26 protein-coding genes and 1 riboswitch are annotated in these 25,617 nt (G+C 44.7%); of the genes, 3 read left to right on the forward strand and 23 right to left on the reverse strand.

Going from position 1 to position 25,617, the window contains the following annotated elements; all coding sequences use genetic code 11:
- Positions 1-19: 19 nt before the first annotated feature.
- From K5R16_RS08600 to moaA, 12 genes are all read right to left on the reverse strand, one after another.
- On the reverse strand, positions 20-1,276 hold the full coding sequence (locus K5R16_RS08600; protein WP_220737236.1) for a HAMP domain-containing sensor histidine kinase: 1,257 nt from the start codon (positions 1,274-1,276) through the stop codon (positions 20-22).
- Positions 1,277-1,325: 49 nt separating this feature from the next.
- Positions 1,326-2,003 carry a response regulator transcription factor gene (locus K5R16_RS08605; RefSeq protein WP_220737154.1) on the reverse strand — a complete coding sequence of 226 codons (678 nt, stop codon included), beginning with the start codon at positions 2,001-2,003 and terminating at the stop codon, positions 1,326-1,328.
- Between the two features lie 3 nt (positions 2,004-2,006).
- Positions 2,007-2,528 carry a PepSY domain-containing protein gene (locus tag K5R16_RS08610; protein ID WP_220737155.1) on the reverse strand — a complete coding sequence of 174 codons (522 nt, stop codon included), beginning with the start codon at positions 2,526-2,528 and terminating at the stop codon, positions 2,007-2,009.
- A 44-nt stretch (positions 2,529-2,572) separates the two neighbouring features.
- Complete coding sequence (locus K5R16_RS08615) at positions 2,573-2,923, reverse strand: NirD/YgiW/YdeI family stress tolerance protein (RefSeq protein WP_220737156.1); 351 nt, start codon at positions 2,921-2,923, stop codon at positions 2,573-2,575.
- Positions 2,924-3,024: 101 nt separating this feature from the next.
- Complete coding sequence (locus K5R16_RS08620) at positions 3,025-4,149, reverse strand: ABC transporter ATP-binding protein (protein WP_220737157.1); 1,125 nt, start codon at positions 4,147-4,149, stop codon at positions 3,025-3,027.
- The gene (gene modB / locus K5R16_RS08625) at positions 4,130-4,810 is read right to left on the reverse strand and encodes a molybdate ABC transporter permease subunit (protein ID WP_220737158.1); all 681 of its coding nucleotides are present in this window, start codon (positions 4,808-4,810) and stop codon (positions 4,130-4,132) included. The genes K5R16_RS08620 and modB overlap by 20 nt, the downstream gene beginning before the upstream one ends.
- The gene (gene modA / locus K5R16_RS08630; RefSeq protein WP_259649810.1) at positions 4,810-5,556 is read right to left on the reverse strand and encodes a molybdate ABC transporter substrate-binding protein; all 747 of its coding nucleotides are present in this window, start codon (positions 5,554-5,556) and stop codon (positions 4,810-4,812) included. Before modA ends, modB begins: the two co-directional genes overlap by 1 nt.
- Before the next feature lie 116 nt (positions 5,557-5,672).
- On the reverse strand, positions 5,673-6,122 hold the full coding sequence (gene moaE / locus K5R16_RS08635) for a molybdopterin synthase catalytic subunit MoaE (RefSeq protein ID WP_220737160.1): 450 nt from the start codon (positions 6,120-6,122) through the stop codon (positions 5,673-5,675).
- 1 nt (position 6,123) lies between these two features.
- A complete protein-coding gene (gene moaD, locus K5R16_RS08640; protein ID WP_220737161.1) occupies positions 6,124-6,375 on the reverse strand; it encodes a molybdopterin synthase sulfur carrier subunit in 252 nt (83 codons plus the stop codon).
- Positions 6,376-6,380: 5 nt separating this feature from the next.
- Positions 6,381-6,857, reverse strand: coding sequence for a cyclic pyranopterin monophosphate synthase MoaC (gene moaC / locus K5R16_RS08645; RefSeq protein ID WP_202287363.1), 477 nt, complete (start codon positions 6,855-6,857; stop codon positions 6,381-6,383).
- Positions 6,858-6,956: 99 nt separating this feature from the next.
- Positions 6,957-7,481, reverse strand: a complete 525-nt coding sequence (gene moaB, locus K5R16_RS08650; protein ID WP_220737162.1) for a molybdenum cofactor biosynthesis protein B — start codon at positions 7,479-7,481, stop codon at positions 6,957-6,959.
- A gap of 83 nt (positions 7,482-7,564) precedes the next feature.
- The gene (gene moaA / locus K5R16_RS08655) at positions 7,565-8,545 is read right to left on the reverse strand and encodes a GTP 3',8-cyclase MoaA (RefSeq protein WP_220737163.1); all 981 of its coding nucleotides are present in this window, start codon (positions 8,543-8,545) and stop codon (positions 7,565-7,567) included.
- Positions 8,533-8,669, reverse strand: a riboswitch (molybdenum cofactor riboswitch). It overlaps the preceding gene by 13 nt.
- Before the next feature lie 252 nt (positions 8,670-8,921).
- On the opposite strand from moaA, the gene K5R16_RS08660 reads away from it, so the two are divergent.
- Both K5R16_RS08660 and K5R16_RS08665 read left to right on the forward strand, forming a co-directional pair.
- Positions 8,922-10,571 (forward strand): electron transfer flavoprotein-ubiquinone oxidoreductase, encoded by a 1,650-nt coding sequence (locus K5R16_RS08660; RefSeq protein ID WP_220737164.1) that lies wholly within the window; start codon positions 8,922-8,924, stop codon positions 10,569-10,571.
- Between the two features lie 313 nt (positions 10,572-10,884).
- On the forward strand, positions 10,885-12,801 hold the full coding sequence (locus K5R16_RS08665; protein ID WP_220737165.1) for a methyl-accepting chemotaxis protein: 1,917 nt from the start codon (positions 10,885-10,887) through the stop codon (positions 12,799-12,801).
- A 50-nt stretch (positions 12,802-12,851) separates the two neighbouring features.
- On the opposite strand, the gene K5R16_RS08670 is transcribed toward K5R16_RS08665, so the two are convergent.
- From K5R16_RS08670 to K5R16_RS08690, 5 genes are all read right to left on the reverse strand, one after another.
- Positions 12,852-13,178 carry a DUF4870 domain-containing protein gene (locus tag K5R16_RS08670; protein ID WP_220737237.1) on the reverse strand — a complete coding sequence of 109 codons (327 nt, stop codon included), beginning with the start codon at positions 13,176-13,178 and terminating at the stop codon, positions 12,852-12,854.
- A 57-nt stretch (positions 13,179-13,235) separates the two neighbouring features.
- Entirely contained in the window at positions 13,236-13,934 is a 699-nt protein-coding gene (locus tag K5R16_RS08675; protein ID WP_220737166.1) for an MOSC domain-containing protein, read from the reverse strand.
- 21 nt (positions 13,935-13,955) lie between these two features.
- A complete protein-coding gene (locus K5R16_RS08680; RefSeq protein ID WP_220737167.1) occupies positions 13,956-14,516 on the reverse strand; it encodes a GNAT family N-acetyltransferase in 561 nt (186 codons plus the stop codon).
- Entirely contained in the window at positions 14,491-15,948 is a 1,458-nt protein-coding gene (locus K5R16_RS08685; protein WP_220737168.1) for a sensor domain-containing diguanylate cyclase, read from the reverse strand. Before K5R16_RS08685 ends, K5R16_RS08680 begins: the two co-directional genes overlap by 26 nt.
- A gap of 208 nt (positions 15,949-16,156) precedes the next feature.
- Entirely contained in the window at positions 16,157-16,996 is an 840-nt protein-coding gene (locus K5R16_RS08690) for a PfkB family carbohydrate kinase (protein ID WP_220737169.1), read from the reverse strand.
- A gap of 350 nt (positions 16,997-17,346) precedes the next feature.
- On the opposite strand from K5R16_RS08690, the gene K5R16_RS08695 reads away from it, so the two are divergent.
- Positions 17,347-17,526, forward strand: coding sequence for a hypothetical protein (locus K5R16_RS08695; protein ID WP_220737170.1), 180 nt, complete (start codon positions 17,347-17,349; stop codon positions 17,524-17,526).
- 98 nt (positions 17,527-17,624) lie between these two features.
- On the opposite strand, the gene K5R16_RS08700 is transcribed toward K5R16_RS08695, so the two are convergent.
- The 6 genes from K5R16_RS08700 to K5R16_RS08725 form a co-directional block, all read right to left on the reverse strand.
- Positions 17,625-18,953, reverse strand: coding sequence for a coproporphyrinogen III oxidase family protein (locus tag K5R16_RS08700; protein WP_220737171.1), 1,329 nt, complete (start codon positions 18,951-18,953; stop codon positions 17,625-17,627).
- Between the two features lie 279 nt (positions 18,954-19,232).
- Positions 19,233-20,216 (reverse strand): formate dehydrogenase subunit gamma, encoded by a 984-nt coding sequence (locus tag K5R16_RS08705; RefSeq protein ID WP_220737172.1) that lies wholly within the window; start codon positions 20,214-20,216, stop codon positions 19,233-19,235.
- Between the two features lie 81 nt (positions 20,217-20,297).
- A complete protein-coding gene (fdh3B, locus tag K5R16_RS08710; RefSeq protein WP_220737173.1) occupies positions 20,298-20,867 on the reverse strand; it encodes a formate dehydrogenase FDH3 subunit beta in 570 nt (189 codons plus the stop codon).
- Between the two features lie 29 nt (positions 20,868-20,896).
- The gene (locus K5R16_RS08715; protein WP_220737174.1) at positions 20,897-23,752 is read right to left on the reverse strand and encodes a molybdopterin-dependent oxidoreductase; all 2,856 of its coding nucleotides are present in this window, start codon (positions 23,750-23,752) and stop codon (positions 20,897-20,899) included.
- Positions 23,753-23,770: 18 nt separating this feature from the next.
- Positions 23,771-23,968 (reverse strand): twin-arginine translocation signal domain-containing protein, encoded by a 198-nt coding sequence (locus tag K5R16_RS08720; RefSeq protein WP_220737175.1) that lies wholly within the window; start codon positions 23,966-23,968, stop codon positions 23,771-23,773.
- A 625-nt stretch (positions 23,969-24,593) separates the two neighbouring features.
- The gene (locus K5R16_RS08725) at positions 24,594-25,604 is read right to left on the reverse strand and encodes a formate dehydrogenase subunit gamma (protein ID WP_220737176.1); all 1,011 of its coding nucleotides are present in this window, start codon (positions 25,602-25,604) and stop codon (positions 24,594-24,596) included.
- Positions 25,605-25,617 lie beyond the last annotated feature (13 nt).

Raw genomic sequence — 25,617 nt, forward strand, 5'->3', positions numbered from 1 at the left:
CAACCAAGATGCACGGGTATCAAAAAGTAATCAGTACTTTTAGCCCCGGCTGGTTGTCCATTAAGGCTATTTTAGCATTATGCCGTGACAGAATCGCCTTCACCATCGATAAACCTAAGCCTGTACCTTTGTGGTGTCTGCTTGGATCTAAGCGCACTAGCCGCTCAAATACTTTATCGCGAGAGCCTACAGGGATCCCAGGGCCATTATCCTGAATGGATATCACATTACGATTCTGCGAAATAACAATTTCAGCGCCTTCGCCGGAGTATTTAATCGCATTATCCACCAAATTAAATAGCGCCTGAAACAACAGGTACTTATCACCACTCACCTTAAACTCTTCACCAGTCATCAACTTAAGCGACTGGCCGTTAAACTCCGCCATCGCCTCAGCCATCTCAAACAGATCTCGGCTGATATTTTGTAAGCTTAATGATTGTAGTTCTAAGGTCTGTTGTCCCTCTTCAATACGCGTCAATGACAGCATAGCGTCGAATGTTGCCAAACAGTGATCTAGCTCTTCGGTAATAATCGCACAGCCTTCGGCCAACTCCTCTTGAGGCTTATCTGGTAGCTGCTCCAAACCAATACGCAGATGAGACAGTGGCGTACGCAGATCATGGGCAATATTATCGGTAACCCCACGCACCGCAGCGAGGTTCTTTTCGAGGGTGTCTAGTACTCGGTTAAATTGCTGCGCCAACATATCAAATTCATCTTGACGCCAACTGACCGGTAATCGAGTCGAATATTGCCCCTGTTCTATCTGTTCGCTTAAGCGATTATATTGCACTAACCTTCGTAAAATGGCCTTTGAAAACAGATAACCCAGCGCTAAGGTTAGCACCACAGTTAGCATCAGCGCAGTAATCGCTGCATTGGTAAACTTATCGATTAGGGTACCGAGTTGATCAACTCGCGTCGCGATTAGTACCGGTCCATAGCGAGTCATTACCATGCCGCCAGTCAGAATATGTATCTTATCCGGCCCACCCGTAAATACCGGAAACTCCCGCTTAGCAGGTAGCATAGGCATGTCTTTCGGGATCATGCTTAAAGAGCCAATAAGATCGAAGGAGTTGCGCCATACAATGAGGGCGACTTTTGGATCGGCACTGCGCACTTGAGTTGCAAAGCTGCGTCTATCAAGGGTAAGTGCCATCTGCTGATAGCGGGTTTTCTCTGCATCAAGGTGTAGGTCGAGTTGATACTCTTGCTCATTAATCAACTGCCGATACATACCGAGTAGCAAGGTGCCAATAATCAAAGTCACCAATGCAGAGAAAATAATAGTAATGCGCCACGCACTACTCTGGTAGGGCTTAATGCCCTTGGCGTAAGCGATAACCTGCCCCTCGGACAGTTTCAATCAGTTCGCCATGGCCTAGCTCTTCAAATTTACGTCTAAGCTTAGCAATATGCACATCAATCACGTTGGTACGCGGGTCAAAGTGGTAATCCCATACAGCTTCAAATAACAAGGTGCGACTAATCACTTGGTTCTCATGTTCCATCAGGTATTTCAGTAACTGAAACTCTTTCGGTTGCAGTAAGATCTCTTGCCCCTCAAGGGTCACCTTACGGGTTAACAATTCAATCGACAGTGGACCCACACTTAAATCCGTCACCATTGGCTGAGATTCGCCGCGCTGCATCAATTTCTCTGCCCGCACTAACAGCTCAGAAAACGCAAATGGCTTAGTCATGTAGTCATCGCCACCAGCACGCAAGCCTTTGACTCGCTCATCAACATGGCTTAATGCCGATAGAATGAGTACTGGAGTTTGGCTGCCTGTTGCACGCAGTGCTGCTAATAACTTAAGGCCATCGAGCTGCGGTAACATGCGGTCTAATATGATTAAGTCATACTTCATGCTGGTTGCTAGCAATAATCCTTGATGACCATCGGTAGCGGTTTCAATATTGTGCCCCTGCTCTATAAATCCTTTTACAACATATTCAACTGTCGTGGCGTCGTCTTCGACCATGAGTATTTTCATGCGTTAATCCCATTTGAGCAGTGGTAGTAATTGCTTGTTTTCCATGTCGAAGGCTAACTTACGTTTACCATCAACCTCTAAAATTTCTAACTCTATGTAGCTTATGCCAAGGTCATTATCGACCTCTGCTTTAACTAAGTGGCCGCCGCTGTCTTTGCAAACAATCGTGAGCATCTCTGAGAATGTGATTCCATTCTCCTTCAGCATCATAATGCCAGCAAGCTCGTCGTTGTCGCCATTTTTCAAGCGTTCAACATCGCGCTCCTTGAGGCTGCCATCTATCGCGCGGTATTCATACTCTATTTTCGTTTTTGCTTCTGGATCGATAACCTTAAACTCATAGACCAGCTCTCCGTTTTTGAGTTCAGCTTCAAATTCAGAGATCACGCCAGGGTGCAGCTGTTCGAGCTTTTGCATCATCTCTATCGGCGATGGATAATCACCGGTCGACATGAGCGGATACAAACCTTGTCCTGCAAATGCACTACCTGATACTAATAACAATCCAACTAGCCAACGAGCCATGGCTCCTCCGAAAACTAAAACGCTAAATCACTTTCTATAAAGAATTATTGAGAAACCAGACGCATACTGTCAATTTCTATTTCAATGCCTTGCCATTCATCGTCAACTTCACCAATCAAAGTAACCTTGGTGTCACTTGAGACATCCATTTCACGCCACAATGCATTATCAATTTCAACTTCTACATCACCACTTTCGTCGCGAAACAGGTACTTCTCGTCACCTAAACTTTGGACTAGATAACCGGTTAACTCAACAGGAGTGTCATCTTTTGCCTTAGCGGCATCAGCGGCGGTCGAGGCATGACTAGCAACACCTGGGCCATTATAAGCAGCTATTGCAGGCATGGTTAATACCGCAGATAAAATGATTGAACCAGTTAGTGCTTTTTTCACGGAATAAACTCCCCATCAAGATTAGGCGTCCATATTATAAAAAAACACATAACAGCAAGGTGACGTAAAGATTAAACTTTGATCATACATTTTGCCAAAAACTAGCTTTCTATTTCAGTTTGAAGCTCCAAGATATGGATCAATTCAGACTTCAACGCTACCGTCGTCTCCCCGCCTTCAACAAGCTCCAGCTTTTTGGCTAGGTGCAGTGGCACCTCAGCATTAATTTTGTGCTTTACGCCGACCACACTGGCTAACACTCTTACCGTCTCACCCATTACCAACATAGATTCGATAGTAATATCGAGTTTGTTAAAGCTGCGACATAGCCTACCTTGCTTGATCGAATTAAATCTAACGCCCTGATTAGGAATTACCCAGCGGACTTTGGTACCGACATCTAAACTTTCAAAATAGGTACTCGCAATCAGATGCTCACCAAATTTGAGCCAAGTGATCTGCCGCTCTTCCTCTTGCGCTATTACATGGGCATCAAAAATATTACGTAGCCCCATCTGCTTGGCAACCGCTTCATCACGCGGCCTTGTCAGCACTTCTCTTGGCGAACCCTGCTGCAGCATTTTTCCTTGGCTGATCAAAATCATGCTGTCTGCTAGTAGCAGCGCTTCATTGAGATCATGGGTCACCATAATCACCGGAATAGCCAATTGCTCTTTCAAACGAGCAAGCTCTAGATACAAGCGCTCACGGGTTTCTCTATCGACAGCCGAGAAAGGTTCGTCGAGCAGCAATACTGAGGGCTCTCGCGCCAATGCGCGCGCCAAAGCCACTCGTTGTCGCTGACCGCCAGAAAGGTTGGCAGGCAATCTATCGGGTAACCCATGCAGATTCACCCGCTCAAGCCAATCTTTGGCTCTTGCTGCACGCTCAGACTTAGGAATATGATCTAATGCCGCGATTACATTCTCTAAAGCTGTAAGATTCGGAAACAGGCCAAAATGCTGTGGCACATAACCTAAATGTCGTTGCTGCGGAGTGAGCTGAATAGACTTATCGCCGCAGAACCAACTCACATTGCCATAACGAATTTCACCGGACTGCGGCTTATTGAGGCCAGCTATCATTCGCAGCAAGGTTGATTTTCCACCACCAGACGGACCAACAACGGCAAGCACTTCACCCGCTTTACAGGTGAATTCAGCATCGAGATTAATATGTTCTGTTTGCTTAATTCGGCAATAGAGATCAGCGACGGCTTGAGACATGTTGTCCTCCCACTCGTCGCGACAAACTGGTGGTAAGAGCCAACACTGTAATAGCAAATAGCAGCAGCACTAGCGACATATTGCCGGCACTGGCAAAGTCAAAGGCCTGCACGCTGTCGTATATTGAAATTGCGATGGTCTTGGTTTCACCGGCAATATTACCGCCCATCATCAGCACCACGCCGAACTCGCCTAAAACATGAGAGAAACACAACACCATTGCCGTCAAAACACCTGGCCACACCAAAGGTAACTCAATTTTAAACAATACTTTCAAGCGGCTCATGCCACAACAAGCAGCGGCATCTCGCACATCTTCGGGCACAGCTTCAAAAGCGCGTTGAATGGGTTGAATCGCAAAGGGAATATTAACCAATATCGAGGCGATGACGAGTCCGGAGAAGTGGAATACCAATTGATGCCCAAGTAGTCGCTCTAGCATCTGCCCTAACCAAGATTCACTGCCTAACCCGACTAATAAGTAGTAGCCAATCACCGTTGGTGGTAACACTAGCGGTACCATCACCAGTGCTTCAACCCATGATTTACCGCGAAATTGACGGTAAGCTAAAAAACGTCCAGCCAGTATCGCCATCGGTACTAAAATAACCACGGTAACGGTACTGAGTTTAATCGATAGCCAGAGTGCTTCCCAATCCATTAGTTATCCGCTTTGCCAAAACCGTACTCAGCAAAGATATGCTGCGCTTTATCGGTTTGAATATAGTTATAGAAATCTTCTGCTGTTTGACCCGCTTTAAGCGTCAACACCATACGCTGTTTAAGCGGTGTATATAGAGATTGCGGAATCACAATATAATTGGCACGGCGCTTAAATCGTTCGGCTGATGCCAATGAGAGAGCGACTAAGCCGCCTTGGGTTGAGCCACTAAGCGCAAACTGTGCTGCTTGGGAGACATTTTCGCCAAAGATAAGTTGCGGTTGAATGGTTTGCCACAAGTCTAAGTTTTTCAATACCTCTTCGGCGCGTTCACCGTAAGGGGCGTGATCAGGGTTGGCGATTGCAAAGCGTTTAAGCTGCTGGTTTTTGAGTAGCTGTTTCACGCCATTGAGTTGCTCATCTAACTCAAGCGGTGAGCTCTTAGGAGCCGCTAATGCCAGCTTGCCAACGGCATAAACCGCCCCATTACCTTGAGTTTGACCAGCATGGCTCAATTGATTGGTGTAGCGTTCATCGGCTGATAGAAAAAGCTCAAACGGCGCGCCGTGCTTTATCTGTGCAACGAAATTACCAGAGGAACCATAGGTGATACGAACCCTAGCACCTGTATCTTGCTGGAACTGTTTCGCAACATCATCTAAGGCAAACTTAATACTAGATGCTGCTGCGATAGCAGGTACATCTTCAGCCGCTAAAATTGGCTTACTAAGCAACATCAACGGCATTAAAGCCGATAGCAAAAAAATCCTAAGCTTCATCAAGCAACGCCCTCAAATTTGATCAATACCCATCCTACTTAAATACTCGTTTAAGAGCTATTTAGCCCGATAGGTATATACTGCTATTTCTTGTTCCACACATCTGCTGCTTGTTCGTCGCTGTCACGTGCTTCAACCCAACTTGCACCCTCTTCACCCGCTTCAAGCTTCCAAAACGGTGCTTTGGTTTTCAAAAAATCGATTAAAAACTCACAGGCGGCAAATGCGGCTTTTCGATGGGCACTGGTTACACCAATAAACACTATCTGCTCACCTAATGCCATTTTACCCACACGGTGAATAATCGTGACATGGTTCAGCGGCCAGCGCTCACGCGCTTGTGCTTCAATCTGATTAAGTACTGCTTCAGTCATACCGGGGTAGTGCTCAAGGGTTAAATCGGTAACGGCACTACCATCGTTAAAGTCACGCACTTTACCAACAAAAGTCACTACAGCGCCATCGCCATTATCTTGGCTAATCAGTTGATATTCATCAGGTACACTAAAATCTGCTGTTTGAACGCGGATCATCTTAACCTCCAGTAACCGGCGGGAAGAAAGCGACTTCATCACCATCTTCAACGCTGGTATCCCATTGGCTTATGGTTTGATTTACCGCAACCAAAAGCTTGTCGGATGCCATCACTTTGGCCCACTTATCATCGGTAGCGGCTAGTGTCGCTCGCAAGCCTTCGGCTGTTTGGGTATGCTCGCCCGCTTCGACTTTAACGCTAGCGGTGCCAAGCAACTCTCTGACTTGTGCAAAAAATAGTACGTTTATCATGTTGTTTATACCTTAAAGTGACCCGATTTACCGCCACGCTTCTCAAGTAGACGCACTTGAGAAATCACCATATCTTTCTGTACCGCTTTGCACATATCGTAAATAGTCAGCGCGGCAGTGGAGGCTGCAGTTAATGCTTCCATCTCAACACCAGTCTTACCTGATAACTTACAAAGGCTACGGATCCACACTCGGTTATGCTCTGGTTGAGCTTCAAGTTCAACCTCAACTTTAGTCAACATCAGCGGGTGACAAAGTGGAATAAGATCTGAGGTTTTCTTGGCAGCTTGAATGCCTGCAATGCGCGCAGTCGCGAACACATCACCTTTGTGATGGCTGCCACTCATGATCATTTCGAGTGTTTCACTCGCCATTTCAATATAAGCTTCTGCTCTCGCTTCACGTTCAGTCACTGACTTATCAGTCACATCAACCATGTGTGCATTACCGTCTGCATTTATGTGGGTAAAAGCATTTGTCATTAGCGTAAAACCTTCTTAATCAATATATTTCAAAACACGGTATAGATCGCTTGCGTACTCAGCATATAGATAGTGCGAGCGCAGGGTATTATCTATAAGTTAGTCTGTTATTTTCTTAACGTGCATCACAAAATTACATGGACGATGCGTGGCATCAAGTTGCTGCTTTAATATTTTATTCCAACCCGTTTTGCAGGCACCAGTGGAACCGGGCAAGCAGAATATTGCGGTTTTATTGGCGATTCCGCCTAACGCACGCGACTGCACGGTTGAGGTACCAAGTTCGGTATAGGTTATATGCCGGAACAGTTCACCAAAACCTTCAATATCTCGATCGAAAAGTGGCTTAACCGCATCGGGAGTATTATCTCTTTCGGTAAAACCAGTGCCGCCAGTAGTGATAATCACCTGCACGTTTTCAGAAGCAACCCATTGTGAAATCACCGAACGAATTTGGTATTTATCATCTTTGATAATTTGACGGTCAGCTAAGTGATGCCCAGCTTCAAGCAGCGCATTTTCTAAAAACTGTCCAGAGGTGTCATTTTCGATACTGCGGCTATCTGACAAGGTTAATACAGCGATATTGAGTGGCAAAAATTGGCTCTGAGTACAATGTCCCATAACGGTCTCTTTAAATAACTAATTTAGTCAATGCAGCGATTATAGCGGCGAACTGACGCAAGGTATTTGCGTCAGATCAGAATCTAACCACCAATAGATGCAAGATGTTGGGTCACGCCAGTGATCCCGTCATGCAAGAAGTGAGTCTCTTTTTTCTGCGCGAGTTGACCATGTAAGCGTTCGATTAACTCCGCTTGCTGATCGGGAGTTTGCAACAAGTCACGCAGGTCGACACCATTTTCAGTAAACAAACATAGGTGCAACTTGCCCTTTGCCGATACTCGCAGGCGATTACAGCTGGCACAGAAATTTTTGGCGTAAGGCATGATTAGCCCGATACGGCCTTGATAGTCTTGATGACTAAAGTTTTGCGCTGGCCCATCATCAACCGCTGGAACATCGAACTGCCAACCGGCTTGTTCAAGCTGAGTTTTAATATCGGCACCTGCTAAATGATGCGCTTTAAAGTAATCGTGGCCTAAACCAGTTTCCATCAGCTCAATAAAACGCAGATCAATTGGCGTACTTTTAATCCAATGTAGGAAGCGTGGTAGATCTTTATCATTAAGGCCTTTGAGTAAAACCGCATTGATTTTAACTCGCTCAAAGCCTGCCTCAAGCGCAGCATCAACACCACGCATCACCTCATCGAATTTGTTCTCACCAGTAATCTGGTAAAACATCTTAGGATCGAGACTATCGACAGAGATATTGATACGCCTAAGTCCAGCGTCATACCATTCTTGAGCATGCTTAGCTAAGCGATAACCATTGGTAGTGGTCGCAATCGTATTGATTCTATCGTTATCTTTAATGATACGAATAATATCGGTGAAGTCTTTACGCAGCGATGGCTCACCACCAGTGATGCGGATCTTTTGCGTTCCGACTTGCGAGAATGCCGACACTAAATGCTCAATCTCATTAAGATCGAGAAACTTAGGTTTACCGTCTGGACGATATCCATCAGGGAGGCAATACGTGCATTTGAAGTTACATACATCAGTCACTGACATACGCAGATAATGAAACCGTCGACCAAAATTGTCTTGTAGTTGGGACATGATCACCTTTCCAAGTAAGGGGAGGTGAGATCATTTCTTTTCTCACCCCGGTGGCGTTATTGCCACGGCTAAAAACCCGTATCTGTCTCGACGTAGGATTAGAAGCTCGGAGAACCGTCAGACTTGATTATAGGCGTATTTTGCTGACAATCCATAGTCAATTCAGCCCAAACAGTGCTAAAAAGCAGCACATGTGGAATATTTGTGACACCTATCACCCAAAAAAATGCTTAAATTTACTGCACTGAAGCTGTTTAAACTCTGTGCCATAGACCTATTTTGAGGTAAGGTGGGCTATATATTAAAACACCCGTTTATAGTGAGCTCAGCTGAAATCACTGTAAATTATCGGGGGAAAAAGAAGGAAGGTGAACTGATGGAACGCGAATCGATGGAATTCGACGTTGTAATCGTGGGAGCGGGGCCCTCAGGATTAGCAGCAGCATGTCGTTTAATGCAAATATCTAAAGACAGTGGCCAAGAGCTCACTGTTTGTGTGGTAGAGAAAGGCTCAGAAGTCGGAGCGCATATTCTCTCAGGTGCAGTGTTTGAGCCTAAGGTATTAGGCGAGCTTTTTGACGACTGGAAAACGACAGGTGCACCACTGCTCACCGCCGTCACCCAAGATGAAATTCACATGCTGAGCTCAGCCACTGATGCTCGCACCATGCCAAACGCTTTAGTGCCTAAGACCATGCACAACGAAGGCAATTATATTATCAGTGTTGGTAACCTGTGCCGTTGGTTAGCAGAGAGAGCCGAAGAGCTGGGCGTTGAAGTATTCCCAGGTTTTCCCGCCAGCGAACTGCTATTTAATGAAGATGGCAGTGTTAAAGGGATTCAAATCGGTGATATGGGTGTTGGCGAAGATGGTCAACCAAAAGACGCTTATGAACCCGGCATGGAGCTACATGCCAAATATACCGTATTTGGTGAAGGTTGCCGTGGCCACTTAGGCAAGCAACTGATTGAGAAATTCCAATTAGATAACGGTAAAACGCCACAGCATTACGGTCTTGGTTTTAAAGAAATCTGGACTGTCCCACCTGAGCAGCATGAGCTGGGGAAAGTGGTACATACAGGTGGTTGGCCTTTAACTGAAGGCGCATCGGGTGGTGGGTTTATGTATCACCTCGAAGATAACCAAATTGCGGTAGGCTTAATTGTTGATCTCAATTATGCCAATCCACACTTGAGTCCATTTGATGAGTTTCAGCGCTATAAAACTCACCCAGTGATTGCAAAAACACTAACTGGTGGCGAACGTATCTCTTATGGTGCTCGCGCAATTACCAAAGGCGGTTTAAATTCTCTGCCAAAACTCACCTTCCCTGGTGGCATGATTATCGGCTGTGATGCTGGCACTTTGAATTTCGCCAAAATCAAAGGCACCCATACCGCCATGAAGAGCGGTATGTTGGCTGCTGAAACGCTGGCACAAGCGATGCTTGCAGGAGTTGATGCTGGTAAAGATCTCAATTGCTTACAAGACCGCTTTGATGAAAGCTGGTTAAAAGAGGAGCTTTATTGCTCGCGTAATTTTGGCCCTGCAATGCATAAGTTTGGCACCTATCTCGGTGGCGCCTTTAACTTTATCGACCAAAATTGGTTTGGCGGTAAATTTCCGGTCACCCTTAGAGATGAGAAACCAGATTACGCTCAAATGGCAGAATCAAGCGCCTATAGTAAAATTGATTACCCTAAGCCTGATGGAAAATTAAGTTTCGATAAACTGTCTTCGGTTTATCTATCAAACACTTTCCATGAAGAAGACCAGCTTTGTCATCTGCGCTTAAAAGATGCACGCATCCCAATTGATGTGAACTTGCTGAAGTTTGACGAGCCAGCACAACGCTATTGCCCAGCGGGTGTTTATGAGATTGTCGAAGAGGCTGGTGAAAAGAAATTTGTGATCAATGGCCAGAACTGTATTCACTGCAAGACTTGCGATATTAAAGATCCGAGTCAAAACATAACCTGGGTAACGCCAGAAGGCGGCGGTGGCCCTAATTATCCCAACATGTAGATATTGAGGCTAACCACAATATTTGTAACCTTTTAACAGTTTGATAATTTTGTAAATTGTTGAAGAACGAGAAAATGCACACCATTCGGTGTGCATTTTTAGTTGCGAACATAACAAAAAGTAGACATAATCCGCCGCGCTAATATAAGAGTAATAATTTCAAACTGAAATTCAGATACCTGCCTTAAATCCTACACGTTACAAAATAGATCCATCTTCACTAAGCTAAGCCGAAAAGGTTTCGCTAGCCTTGCGACGGATCTGCTACCAACAAATTCCATTAATCACGGCTGCTTTAGGCGATCGAATTTTTATGAAACTGAATATGCTCACCATCAAACAGAAAATTCTCCTCACTGTCACAGTGACAGTATTACTCTCCACAGCACTCGTTGGCATGCTTAGCCAACAGAGTGCTAAACAAGTGGTAGAGCAGAGAATGCTGACCTCAGAAATGCCCAATATGTTGGCGCAAATCCGCAACAAAGTTGAACTTAATATATCAACCTTGATGAATGCTGCTGAGCAGCTCGCCAATAACCGTATGTTACTGCAATGGCTTGAGAATGACCGTCCAGAAGTAGATGAAGCATTGGTGGTAAACCAGCTTAACGACGTCTCCCGCCAATACGGCTTAGCCCAAGCTTCGTTTGCCGATAGAGAAACTGCGGCTTACTACACTCAAGATGGCTTTTTGAGGGTCTTAACACCAGCACAGGATGCTTGGTTCTTTGATTACAAGAACAGCGGCCAAGAGAAGATGCTTAACGTTTTCACCGAAGCCAACGGTGATGTGAAGTTGTTTATTAATTATCAGCAACCCAATGGCCGAGGACTTGTAGGCTTAGGTAAGTCACTGGATGATATGGTGCAGCTGTTAAGATCATTCAAAATTGAGCAATCAGGTTTTGTTTACTTAATCGATAGCCAAGGACAGGTAAAGCTACATCAAGATACTAGCCAAATTGGCAAGATGAGCCTTAATAATTTATACCGTAATACTGATACCTCTAGCTTAATGCAGCGCACTGATTTCAACCTATTAAAAACCAGTGTCAATGGCGAAGAGATGCTCATTGCCAGTAGCTATATCCCATCAATGGACTGGTACTTAGTAGCACAAGTACCCGAAAGCGAGATTTTCTCACTGCTTGAAGAATCTGCTTATAAGATCTTAATTTGGACTGCGCTGATTGCAGCAGTTTTTATTGCGCTATCAAGCTTAGTTGCCAGCTCTGTCAGCCGCCCAATCGCAAAAGTAGCAGACATGCTGCGCAACATTGGTGAAGGTGAAGGCGATCTTCGTCAACGCTTACCGGTTGATGGCAATGACGAACTCGCGCAACTGGCAAAAGGGTTTAATAGCTTTATCAGCAAGATCCAAGCCTCGGTGATTGAGGTTGCCGATACCAGCAAATTGCTTGGCGCTTCAGCCATGGATGTCTCTCATCAAGCTCAGCGTACGCTAGAAGATAGCCAGCAACAGAAAGATCAAACTATCATGGTCGTCACAGCGATTAACGAGATGGGTGCTACCGTTAACGAAATCGCCAGCAATGCTGCTCAAGCTGCTGATACCGCAAGAGCGGCCGATACCGACTCAAACAATGGCCAAGTAGTGGTCACTCGAGCACGAGAAACCATTAGCCAGCTTTCCCATGATGTCGAGCAGGTAGGCGAAGTGATTGAATCACTCGCAACTCATACTAAGTCTATCGAAAGTATTCTTGATGTGATTAGAGCAGTTTCGGAGCAAACTAATCTGCTAGCCCTGAATGCAGCTATTGAAGCCGCTCGAGCGGGTGAAGCAGGCCGTGGCTTTGCCGTCGTGGCAGATGAAGTGCGTAACCTTGCTTCACGCACTGCAACATCAACCAATGAAGTACAAGTGATGATCGATAAGCTACAAGCGGAAGCTAGCCGTGCGGTTGAAGCGATGGAAAAGAGTCGTTCTCGCTCTATTGAAGGGGTGAATGCTGTTGATGAAGCCAGTCAGTCGCTCACTGGCATTAGCGAACGCATTGGTTCTATTAGTGATATGAATATTCAAGTTGCCGCTGCCACTGAAGAGCAATCTACAGTAGTGGAAGATATTAACCGTAACGTCAGTGATATTAATGATATCACTCAGCGCACTGCCGATACGGCTGAAGATGCTGCGCAGGCGAGTCAATCATTGACCCAACTAGCACATAGACTCGACTCACTAGTAGCTAATTTTAAAGTATAGCGCTAAGACCGTTATTGCCTATCGAACCCTATCGATAGGCAATGGCATATCTATGAGCGAGGCTTAATAAAGTTAATCGACATTGGGTACTTATAACTCTCACCTTCACTGGCTTTCATCGCTGCGATAATAGTAAATACAATATCTAAAATGGCGATAATCCCCAGCAAAATAAAGCCGATACCAACTAACATTAAAACAGCGCTGATCATCGCATAGATTGCGATGCTGATTTTAAAGTTTAAGCAGTTGCGACCGCAGCTATCAACAAATGGCAGCTCATCTCGCTTCATCAACCAAACGATTAGTGGCCCCAAAATACTGCCAAACGGGATCAAATAGCCGGAGAAACTAGCCAAATGAACGACGATCCCCATGTTTTTTTCATCTTGTGTCACAATTCTACTCCTTGAAATAATGAATAAAAAACTAAACTAAGCTTGTTGTACGCCATATAAGCGCATTTGCCAATCTTCAATGGCATTATTAGCGATTCGGCGCTGTAAACTGCCCACCCAAGAAGCGGCTAGTCCCGGACAATCCACTAAACGTTGGTACTGAACCGCATCAAACTCTGGTAAAAAGTAGATATGCATTGCTTCGGCAACGCTGATCTCAGAACAGCGTTCTAACAGCGTAATCGTATCGCTCGCATGTATCGTTCCAGGCTCCAGCACGCGGTAGAACCAACCACAACGGCCACTTTGCTGCATAGCCAAAGCAAACTCTTGATGGCCAAACTGTAGGTTCAACTTAAAGCAAGGCGAACGAGGTTGTGTCACCTGCAGTTTCACTTCGCCAATTTGAATGATGTCACCGATGTTTACTTGGTGCTCATCGAGTCCAACGGTGCTGATATTCTCGCCCATTGCTGGCGCATCTTTAAAACCTGATATAAGGTCCCAACGACGATACTGACCATAATGTTCACGCGGGAAATGGTGCAGCACCCTATCAAGTCCGCCGTGATGCTTAGGATCAGCTTGCGCATCACCCTCCACATGTTCAGAATCTACAAGCAACTGACTCACCGCTGATTTTTGATTAATAGCCGACTGCACGACACCCAAATCAACAATACTTGAGCCGCGATACAAACCGGAAATCTGCTTTACCAATACTTGAGATGTCATCAATATTAATCCTAGAAAAACTTAAACAATGCTAACACTACCACTATCTACAATATCATCGATATTTAAACAGAAATGCGCCCAGGTATCCTTGCTACCAACCTTTTCGGTAGCAATAAAACCGAGCTTTTCCAGGGTAGAGATTGAAGCGAGATTATCAAGCATGGCTCGAGCAATCAAACGGCTTAAGCCATAGCGTTTTTGAGCTAACAAAATTGCCGCCTTCGCCGCCTCAGTCGCATAGCCTTGACGCCAATGGTGACGTGTAATCCTAAATCCGAGATCAACCTCTGCGAGTGCGTGTTGTCGACTCAGGCCACAAAAACCTATGTACTCTTGCGTATCAGTTAAGTAGAGCGACCAACGGCCAAAACCATGCAATCTGTACTGGTCATAATCTCGAATAAAATCTGCCGCTTGTGCCACATCTGTAAATGCATGGTCACCGGTATATTGCATTACTAGAGGGTCACTATTTAGCAGGTAAAAACCTTCGGCGTCAGCCAGTGAAAACTGCCGCAATTCAAGTCTCGCCGTGGTGGCAACGACTATTGTATCAATAAGACAAAACCACTCGGTCACGACCCTGCTCTTTAGCTTGATACAGTGCGATATCAACTCTGTTAATTAACTCTTCAGCTTTTTCAGAGGCACGGTGTTCGGCGACACCGCTACTGATCGTCACCTTAATTTCGCAGCCATTAACATGAATACGTCGCTCAGCAACCGACTTTCTAATCCGCTCGGCAATATCACTACCGTGGCTTAAATCGATATTAGGTAACAAAATTAAGAACTCTTCGCCGCCCCAACGACACAGCATGTCTTCCTCTCTCAATTCGGCTTTAAGCATGTTGGATACGGTTTTAATCACCAGATCACCAATATTATGCCCATGCTGATCATTAACCGCTTTAAAATGATCAATATCCATTAGCAACACTGACATTGGGGTACTATCCAGCACCGAGCGAGCCAGTGAGCGACCAAAATACTCCTCAAATGCCTGTCTGTTTGCAGCGCCAGTGAGCTTATCGGTAGACGCCATCAACTCCAGTTTGCGCTGATATTTACCTAGGGTTAGATTGGCAATCAATAAAATAGCCAGCGTAACAAAAATACTCACGCCCAAGTTGGCCCAGAAGGTAGTCAACAGTTTCTGCTTACCCATGCTTTCATCCTGCTCTACCAACAGATACCATTTAAAATCAGAGACCAAACGACTATTTAAGTAGATCGTTTTACCGTCTCGTTGATAGGAAAAAGACGCACTAGGGCTGGTTAAAACTCGAGTCGCTAGCGTCTCAAGCCCAGGCGTATTTTGTAAGGTTTCTCCGCCAGCATAACCTTTACTGTGTAGGGTGATATTACCCTGCCGATCGGTAAAATAAACACTACGGTTATAACGTGTTTGGTATAGCTCTATCATCTTCTTAACGCTTTCTACCGCTAAACCTACGCCGGTAACGCCGATGAAATTTCCATCAAAATCAAACACTTTATAATTAACATAGATGACAGTACGATTACGATCCGCTGTGTCTTGGTCAATGTTAACTTCGTAGTCTTCAGACTTAGGCAATGAGCGAACCCTGAAATACCAAGCATCATTGGCATCGATATCATCAATTTTTTTCAGTACACCGCTGGAATGGTAATAATTACGGGTTGATTCTGATACAAAAAAACTCGTGACCGTGCCGTATTTTTCTTGGATCTCGTTGAGGTAACGCACTAACTTTTCGGGTGTTTTTTCCTGATCTAAGGTCCAATCACGCACAAAGGTATCTTGAGCCATTAATGATGAAATAAAGATGGGTTTAAGCAAGTCATGCTGAATTTCAGAGTAGATATTATCACTGGTGAGCGGCAGGGTATTTTGTTCGATTTGTTCACTGAGCGAGTCATGTGCCACTTGATAGCTGATGCCACTGGTGACGACAAAAGCGCCTAATAACAATACAGTTAAAATCCAGATAAACCGTTTCTTATCGTTCCACACCTTATGACCCATACTACACTCACTTCACACATTAATAATTGAACCCGCTCAAACAAGCAGCACTTGTTAATTAACTGTAAATATTAACTGAAAAGTACTTTGGTCGCATTGATTATTAGCGATAAGCTAAGTTGAATTTTTTGAAGCTAGCACACACAAAGATGTAAAAGCCTCACCGTTAGGCCTAATAGATTAAATCATTAAGCCTAAATCGATAACACTAAGGCGTCAGGTAAGCTTTTAACCCCTTTCCGGGAATAGAGCTTTCACAAGCCACGGCATGGCTAGACCAGATTGAAGCCTCCTGCATTGACTCAATGATAGTCAACTTGTTAACTAAGCCATTGATAAGCCCGGCAGCATAAGCATCTCCAGCACCTGTTGTATCAACAACACGGCTTGGCAGCGCCGCAACGAGCTGCTGCTGTTTTTCGCTATATAATGTTGCACCATTTTCGCCATCAGTGACGATAAAGTACTGTAAACTGTCCCCGGCAATTGATCGCGCAAACTGCCACGGTGGCTGCTCACAACGCCCCTGCATGTCACTGAGTGACGCCAATAGAATATGGCATGGTCTAGCTCGCTCATCTTTAGCAAGCTGCGCCACTACCCAGCAATGTTCAATCGCTGTTTTAGCCCAACTGGCCGCTCCTTCTGAGGATGAATTAATATAAAAGGCATCCACCGTATCCCATTTAGGTGGAATAGGTAGCTCAAAGACAGGACGTTCAGGACGGATAATGGTGCGCTCTCCATCTGGAGTCATCATCAACAACATCTCATTGGTTGCCCCTGCTCGGCGCTGGATAAAACTACAGTTTATCCCTTGAGTACTTGCCTCAGCCAATAACCAATCACCGACATCGTCACGACCGACCTCGGTAACGAGTGTCACTTGATGACCAGCCCAAACGAGGCCAATACCTGTATTAGCGCCGCCGCCACCTAGCCGTTGACCACCATCTTGATAATGAAATCGACCACCCGTTTTTAGTGGCTTATTGAGGTTAAAAATACGATCACAATTTAAGTTTGCGACAAGTAAAATATTAGCCATGACGACTCAGTATTAGCATGCGATAACTTGATAGTAAGAGATTTGTACAATCGATCCAAGCGTTAAGCTGCTTTGATGAACTATTTAGCTATTTGCATCGCGACGACCAGTCAAGCCTGAAGTAACTGAACCTTTAACTTGTAAGAGATATCTCAATACCATGTAGGCCACAGTGACATTTTCAATTAGCAAATTAAACCGGAGTAGTGCTAAGCAACGGAAAGCTCTAGTATTTATGAACTATTAATCTTTCATGCTAACTCAGCCATTTGGACTATACTTATCTGTAATGACCTCATCACAGCATCGCTGTGTATGATGGTGACATCCCCACGTAATAGGATAGTTGAATGGACTCAATTATTAGTATGGATGAACTCACGGAGTTCCATGAACCACTTGAAGTGCGACTCGAACGCTATAGAGCATGTCTTTATGAATTTGAGAAGCTAAAGTATACCGATACTTATATTGTGCAGATAAGAGAAGATATCGCCAAGTTAGAGCGGCAAATTGCCTTGCAGAAATAGCAAACAAAGATACGATAAAGCGGCAAATACATCGCTGTATTTACCGCTAACAATTGGTGTCCCTTAAAGAAATACAGCCTTGTCGGCTAGCACTCCTGCTACATATCACACTCTTGTAGTGGTTTACGTAGCTGAGCGCGGACGTTGTCCATGCCAGAGTAAAACTCTTTCATCATCAACAATCCCATCATCTTGCCGTTATCGGTAACAATCAGGTTGTCAGGATCCATCGGATCATTCTTGATAGCACCAATCGCTTTCATCGACGTCATCTCTTTAAATAGCGCGGTATCAAGATTAACGCCAAAGGTTTCACGGAAATACTTACGCGAGAGTCGACCCGAGAACATACCGAGTAAAAAACGATACTGCATCACTTCTTTACGGCCGTAATTCTTCTGCTGCTCAACACCCATATGACCGCTAGCGACTCGCTCCTGATACTTTTTCAAAGAGAAGGTATTCACGTAGAGCGTATCATCCAAGAAACTAAATGAACCCGAACCGACGCCTAAGTATTCATCATAATCAATCACATACTCATCAAAGCCTTCATCATTAGTTTTACCAAAAGCCCAAGCAGACAGTTGGTTATATTGGCCATTCAAGCTATTCAGAATTTGACGGTATTGACGTGCCATATCACCATGAGGTGCGGCCAATTTTCCCTTCACACTCTTACGTGTTTGGTGAGTGATCATTAATGGATAAGTGGTAATTTGGCGCGGATCTAACTTTGACGCCATATCTAAATCTTGCTGGATCACTTCATCAGTCTGGCCTCTAAAGCCAAAAATAAGATCGACGTTAATGATCGGAAACAGCTCTTTGGCCGCCATAATTTTATCGAAAGTCTGCTGGCCAGAGCCAAACTTTTCGATTCGATCTGTCATGGTAAGAATGTCATCATTAAAACTTTGCACACCGATAGACATACGATCAACTAAGCCTTCGAGCTGCTTAAAGCCGTCACTGTCTAAATGTTGAGGGTCAGACTCACAAGAGACCTCTTTGATGCTCGGGAATAATTTTTTCGCATGCTCAATGGTGCGGGCTAATTCATCTTCCAATACCGTGGTGGTGCCACCACCTATATACATAGACTCAAAGTCATAGCCAAGATTTTTGACCATATCCATCTCTTTACGCAAAGAGACAAAGTAGGCACGCGCCTTATCTTCTTTAAACAAAAAACGGTGGAAGGTACAAAATGAGCACAAGGTATGACAGAAAGGCACATGCGCATACAGCATGTATTTCTTACCCTCTACCGGGTTTGGCATCATCTCAGCAGAAATAGTATCCAGCCTTAGATTGCGGTCCACATAGAACTGCATCACCTTTTCCATACCACTAATCATCCAATCAGGTGTAGTGATATTGGCGTTATAAGGTTGAGCACTATCAGGCAAAATAATTGAAGACATAAAATTTCCTATCAAAGATGGCTGTTCAAAAATAAAAAGTGGCTGAACGAATTGAACCAGCGGAGAGCAAAATTAACACTTTAAATCCTGCCAAAACGTGATTTGGTTATAAGTTAACGTTTCCTATCAAGGAAATGTATAGTTTTTTGTTAAGTAAGTCATACTTTAGCAAAGGCTCATAAAATAGACAGTACGAATATTGATACGCCACATACAAAAACACCTCAGTGATTAAATCGACTGAGGTGTTTGTAGATCAAGCCTTAAATACTCAAAAGATTACTCTTTATATTTAAGTGTTCCGTTCTCTTTGATCTCATCGAACCAAAGATTATGGTGTTGGCTTGCCCAAGTTTCATCACAGTAACCAGAAACCATACATTCCATACCGCCTTCAGACATAACCGTAGCCATAAAGATATGTACGATTGAGAAAGCTGTAATGATGATAGCGCTGACAGAGTGAAGCACTAAAGCAATTAAGCTCAGTGTGCGGCTAGGCTCGAACAAGTTCGGGAATAGTAGCAACATACCTGACGCAGAGATCACTAGACCAAATACAGCAAAAGCCCAGAACCATAATTTCTCACCCGCGTTAGCAAAACCAGCATCTGGATGCTTGCCTTTGAATGGACCGAAGTTGATGTAACCACCAACAACCATCATCCACTTGATGTCATACATTTTAGGCAATTGGTTCTTAGCCCAAAGTCCCGTCATCAATGCCCAACCAATCATGAACGGAATCGCCATGATGTCATGCACCTGCTTCGCAGCGTAGACTAGGTTAGACCAAAGGCCTTCACCAATGTATGGCTGGAAGAAGAAACGTCCAGCAAGCAATGTTAAGCCGGTCAAAATCAGTAGCAGACACGGAATAGCGCCCAACCAGTGAATAGACACGTCAAACTTAGACCAACGATATACCAGTTTACCTGAGAAGCCACCGTGCAACTTAGAGATGCCGTTCACTTTGATAAACAGTACAAAGATAATGATCATGCCGAATAAGGCAGCCATTAACGCTGGAGCAAGAATATCACTGCGCAGCTCAAGTACACGTAGATCATAGGTGTTGATTGGCTGAGCGTGGAACTCACTTGTTGAAGTCGTACGACCTTCAGCACCGGCTTTCAACTGTGACCAAATTTGGCCTTCAGTTGCTTGTCCGTCATGCGTGTGCTCAGCACCATCATGGGCAAATGCAGTGACACTAAATAACAGTGCAATCGCAATACCTATCTGTTTAAACCATTTGTTCATAATACGTCCTCTGTTACTCCCTGTTGACTCAACGAATTGAGCCAACAAGCAGTATGTTTGGAAGTAATCAACCTAAGTTAATTAGCCCCAAATTGCGTTTTTAGAACCACGGTATGCAACACGCTCACGGAAGATTGCAGAAACAATTTCAGCATCACCCGCTAGTAGCGACTTAGTTGCACACAGTTCGGCACACATAGGTAGCTTGCCTTCTGCAACACGGTTTGCACCGTACTTCTGACGCTCTGCGTCAGAATGGTTCTCTTCAGGACCACCAGCACAGAAAGTACACTTGTCCATCTTACCGCGAGCACCAAATGCGCCGCCTTGAGGGAACTGAGGCGCACCAAATGGGCAAGCATATAGACAGTAACCACAACCGATACAAGTATCTTTGTCGTGCAGTACAATGCCGTCTTCGGTCTTGTAGAAACAGTTTGCAGGACAAACAGCCATACAAGGTGCATCGCTACAGTGCATACATGCTACTGAGATAGACGCTTCGCCTTTCTCACCATCATTGATAGTCACTACGCGACGACGTTGGATTCCCCACTCAAGAGCAGAGTCGTTTTCGTTCTTACATGCTGTGACACAACCGTTACACTCGATGCAGCGCTTGGTATCACATAAAAATTTCATTGTAGCCATTCTGGCAATTCTCCTAGCTAATTCTGCAATTACGCTTTAACGATCTGACAAAGCGATGCCTTGGTTTCCTGCATCTGAGTCACAGGGTCATAACCATAAGTCAATGCAGTGTTAGCTGATTCACCGATAACGTAAGGAACAGTGCCTTCAGGGTAATTAGGCGCAAGGCTTTCACCGTGCATCTCACCCGCGAAGTGGTAAGGCATCCAAGTTACACCAGGCTTAACGCGTGGAGTGACCATTGCCTTGATCTTAATACGACCACCTTCAGCACCTTCTAGCCATACTGTGTCTCCGTCGCGGATTGCGCGATCAGCCGCATCAGCAGGGTTCATTTCAACAAACATCTCTTGTTGAAGTTCAGCCAGCCATGGGTTTGAACGAGACTCTTCACCACCACCTTCATACTCAACCAGACGACCAGAAGTCAGGCCTAGTGGGTACTTAGCTGCAGTGTCTTTCTCTTGGATTGACTTGTACAGCGTCGGTAGACGATGAACTTGCATATCGTCATATGTTGGGTACTTAGACACAAGATCACGGCGTGGCGTGTAAAGTGGCTCACGGTGAACAGGTACTTGGTCAGGGAAAGTCCAAACAATACAACGCGCTTTAGCGTTACCGTATGGGATACAACCGTGCTTCATAGCAACACGCTGGATACCACCAGAGATATCGGTCTTCCAGTTTCTACCTTCAGCTTCAACTTTCTCTTCAGCTGTAAGATCGTCCCACCAGCCAAGCTGCTTAAGCATGTCAGCGGTGAATTCTGGGTAACCGTCTTGGATTTCAGCGCCTTTAGAGAAGCTGCCTTCAGCAAGTAGGTTCTTACCTTTGTACTCAACACCGTAACGAGCACGGAAGTTACCGCCACCCTCAAGCACATGCTTGTGTGTGTTATACAGGATCTGAGTACCAGGATGCTTCTGCTCTGGAGTACCCCAACAAGGCCAAGGTAGACCGTAGGTATCACCTTTAGCAGGGCCACCAGCAGCTTCAAGAGTCTTGTTGCTAAATGTACCCCAGTTTTGAGTGTGCATTTTAAGACGCTCAGGGCTTTGACCTGACATACCAATTGTCCACATACCACGGTTAATTTCGCGAGTAATGTCTTCAATCACAAGTACATCATTTGCGTCTTTAGCGATACGCTTAGTGAACTCGTCTGCAAAACCAAGCTTTTGAGAAAGACGGTACATGATCTCAAGGTCAGTTTTAGATTCGAATAATGGTTCGATAACCTTTTCACGCCACTGCTGGCTACGGCCAGAGTTAGATACTGAACCTTCAGTTTCAAACTGCGTCGCAGCGGGTAGCAGGTAAACACCATTTTGACGACGATGCATAACACCCGCCATTGTTGGGAAAGGATCCACAACAACTACAGTGTCCATCTTGTCTAGTGCTTCACGAACATCACGTTGACGAGTTTCAGTGTTAACTGATTGGCCCCAGAAGAACGCCATACGAACGCGATCTTTCTGTGCTAGTTTTTCAGGCGTTTCTAGAACACCGTCATGCCAGCGAGAACAAGGAATACCAGGGGTGTTCATTGGAACGCGACCTAAGTATTCGTTTTGATCGAAGCGGTTCTTAACCCAATCAAATTCTAGATCCCAAACGTGGCTCCAATGTTTCCAAGAACCCGTCTTAAGACCGTAGTAACCAGGTAGCGTATCGAACAATAGACCTAAGTCAGTTGCGCCCTGTACGTTATCGTGACCACGGAAAATATTTGTTCCGCCGCCTTTAACGCCCATGTTACCTAGCGCTAATTGAAGGATACAGTAAGCACGAGTGTTAGCATTACCCACGTGATGCTGAGTACCACCCATACACCAAACAACAGTACCTGGACGGTTATCGGCCATCATCTTAGCTGCTTGGTAAACTTCTTCTTCGCTACAACCTGTGATGTTCGCCACTTCTTTAGGTGGGAACTTTTTCACTTCTTCGCGAATTGATTCCATCTCGAATACACGTTGCTCGATAAATGTCTTATCTTCCCAACCGTTTTCGAAGATATGCCAAAGCATACCGTAGATGAATGGAATATCAGTACCAGGACGTAGACCACAATGTAGGTCAGCGTGCGCTGCTGTACGTGAGAAGCGTGGATCAACAACAATGATCTTAGCGTTGTTTTTCTCTTTCGCGATTAAGATATGCTGCATTGCAACTGGATGCGCTTCAGCCGGATTTGCACCGATGAAGAAGATTGCATTTGCATTCTGGATATCGTTGAAAGAGTTGGTTTGCGCACCGTAGCCCCAAGTGTTAGCAACACCGGCTACCGTGGTAGAGTGACAAATACGTGCAGAGTGGTCGACGTTGTTTGTGCCCCACATAGCCGCAAATTTACGGTACATGTAGCAGCCTTCGTTCGAGAACTTAGCACTACCCATAAAGTAAAGTGAATCTGGACCAGACTCTTTACGGATATCTAGCATTTGGTCACCAACTTCGTTAAAAGCTTGCTCCCAAGATAGTTTCTTCCACTTGCCATCAACAAGTTTCATTGGGTACTTAAGACGTTTCTCACCGTGACCATGTTCACGAAGTGCAGCACCTTTAGCACAGTGACCGCCTGCGTTGAATGGGTGATCGAAAGCTGGCTCTTGACCTGTCCATACACCGTTTTGTACTTCTGCGTATAAACCACAACCGACAGCACAAGCACTACATACAGTGCGCTTGATCTCAGTTGGTGCATCATGTGGGATATCTTTGGCTTCAGCTTTACGCATCATGCCTGTACCCAGCAACGAAGCTGCAGCAATACCACCAGATGTGATACCAGCATGCTTCATAAATTGACGACGGCTAATACCTAGAGTTTTTTTCTCTACAGTAGGTGCCGCGTTGGATTTGCGAGTTAATTGCATCGCTTAAATTCTCCTAAACTAGCCGCGTAAGCTATTGTAATAACTGCGAACATGTGCAGTTTCTTGATAGCCATTTGCACTCTTAGTGCTGACAGTATTTTCACTTGCTTGAGCTACACTCACGCCTGTTGCGGCGATTGCGACACCTGCGGTGCCACCAATGGTGAGCGCTTTCAGCAAAGATCTGCGGTTCAGATCAGGCTGTTGCTTCTTCATCTTTACTCCTGGTAGAACGGAATACTCTGGTTATATATCAAGGTGCTTTATACTTTTTGCCACGTCTGCCGCGTTAACAGCATGTTAATAAGTGACCTTAGAAAATGGACCATATCCATCGATAAAAAACACCCAACAAATTGCCCGCTAAATATAAAGAAAAATGTTGTTATAAAAGTTGATCTAAACAGGGTAAAAACGGCGGATATGAGCAGATTTACTAAGAAGTGTTAAGCAGAACATGTTTGTCAAAAGCAGACTGATAAACGACGCTAAAGTTGACGCTATAGTAGTGCAAAATATGTTTAACAAAATGTAACAACTACAGCAAGTTATTGAGCGATAACAACTGAGAATGATTACTAATCAGTAGCCTGTCGACACATTTTTAAAGGGCATTAAGCAGGTAAATTTTAACGGCAAATATGGCTTAAAATTGTGCACTTATAAAAACCAAAAATAAACGATGATTGAGAGTGATAAATTGAGTGATTTTCGGGTGTGTTTTTTACGCTAATACGTCGACTTGGCAATGCCATTATTATTTAAGACAAATCCGATTTTTCCACTGTTAAAAACAAAAATGCCTCGACACTGTCGAGGCATTTTTATCAACGAGCTCTAATTAATCTTTATAGACAATAGAGTTGTTCTCTTTGATTTCGTCATACCAAACGTTGTGGTGCTGGGCAGCCCAGTTTTCATCACAATAACCAGACACCATACACTCCATACCACCTTCACTCAGTACCGTTGCCATCCAAATATGGACAATGGTAAAGGCGATAATAATGATGGCACTAATTGCATGGATCAACAGCGCAGCCATTGATGCTTCACGCGGCAGATCAAGACCTGGCAATACTAGCATTAACCCAGAAGCGGCAATAAATAGGCCGAATATAGTTAATGACCAGAACCACATTTTCTCACCAGCGTTAGCAAAACCACTATCAGGATGTTGTCCTTTAAATGGACCGAAATTGATGTAACCACCAACCACTAAGAACCATTTAAGATCGTACATTTTGAAAGTCTGCATCGGCATCCATTTCACAACACATAGAACCCAAGATACAATAAATACAGGTCCAACCCAGTCGTGAATGAACTTGCTACCATAAATCAGACTAGCCCATAGGCCTTCTCCGATATAAGGCTGCAGTACATGCTTACCTAACATGATGTTAAGACCAGTGAAAATCAACACCATACAAGACGATGCCAACACCCAATGGATCCACAAATCTGCTTTGGTCCAGCGTAGTACCATTTTGCCTGAAAAACCCTTACTTAGTTTAGAAGGGCCATTCACTAGATAGAAAAATAGAAACGCAACAAACACACCGACAACGGTGAGCCCCATAACTGGAGTTAAATACTGGTTTCTAACATCTTTACCTTGGTTACCGGCGACGTTGATCAGCACACCAGGCTCAATACCTTGAGCCACGGTAAACCCAGAGTCACCCGCTTTTACCGCGCGCCAAAGATCAGCTTCGCTGGTTTTACCCGCTTGCTGTTGGCTATTTTGATCATCCGCTGCTATTGCTGATGCACTCAACCCCAGTCCCATCGATAACACGAGTGGGATAACTAGCATTGCGAACAAGCTGCGCAGTGATTTCATAGACATATTCACTCCTTAA

This window comes from Shewanella sp. c952, from assembly GCF_019654975.1.
In the GTDB taxonomy this organism is placed as follows: domain Bacteria; phylum Pseudomonadota; class Gammaproteobacteria; order Enterobacterales; family Shewanellaceae; genus Shewanella.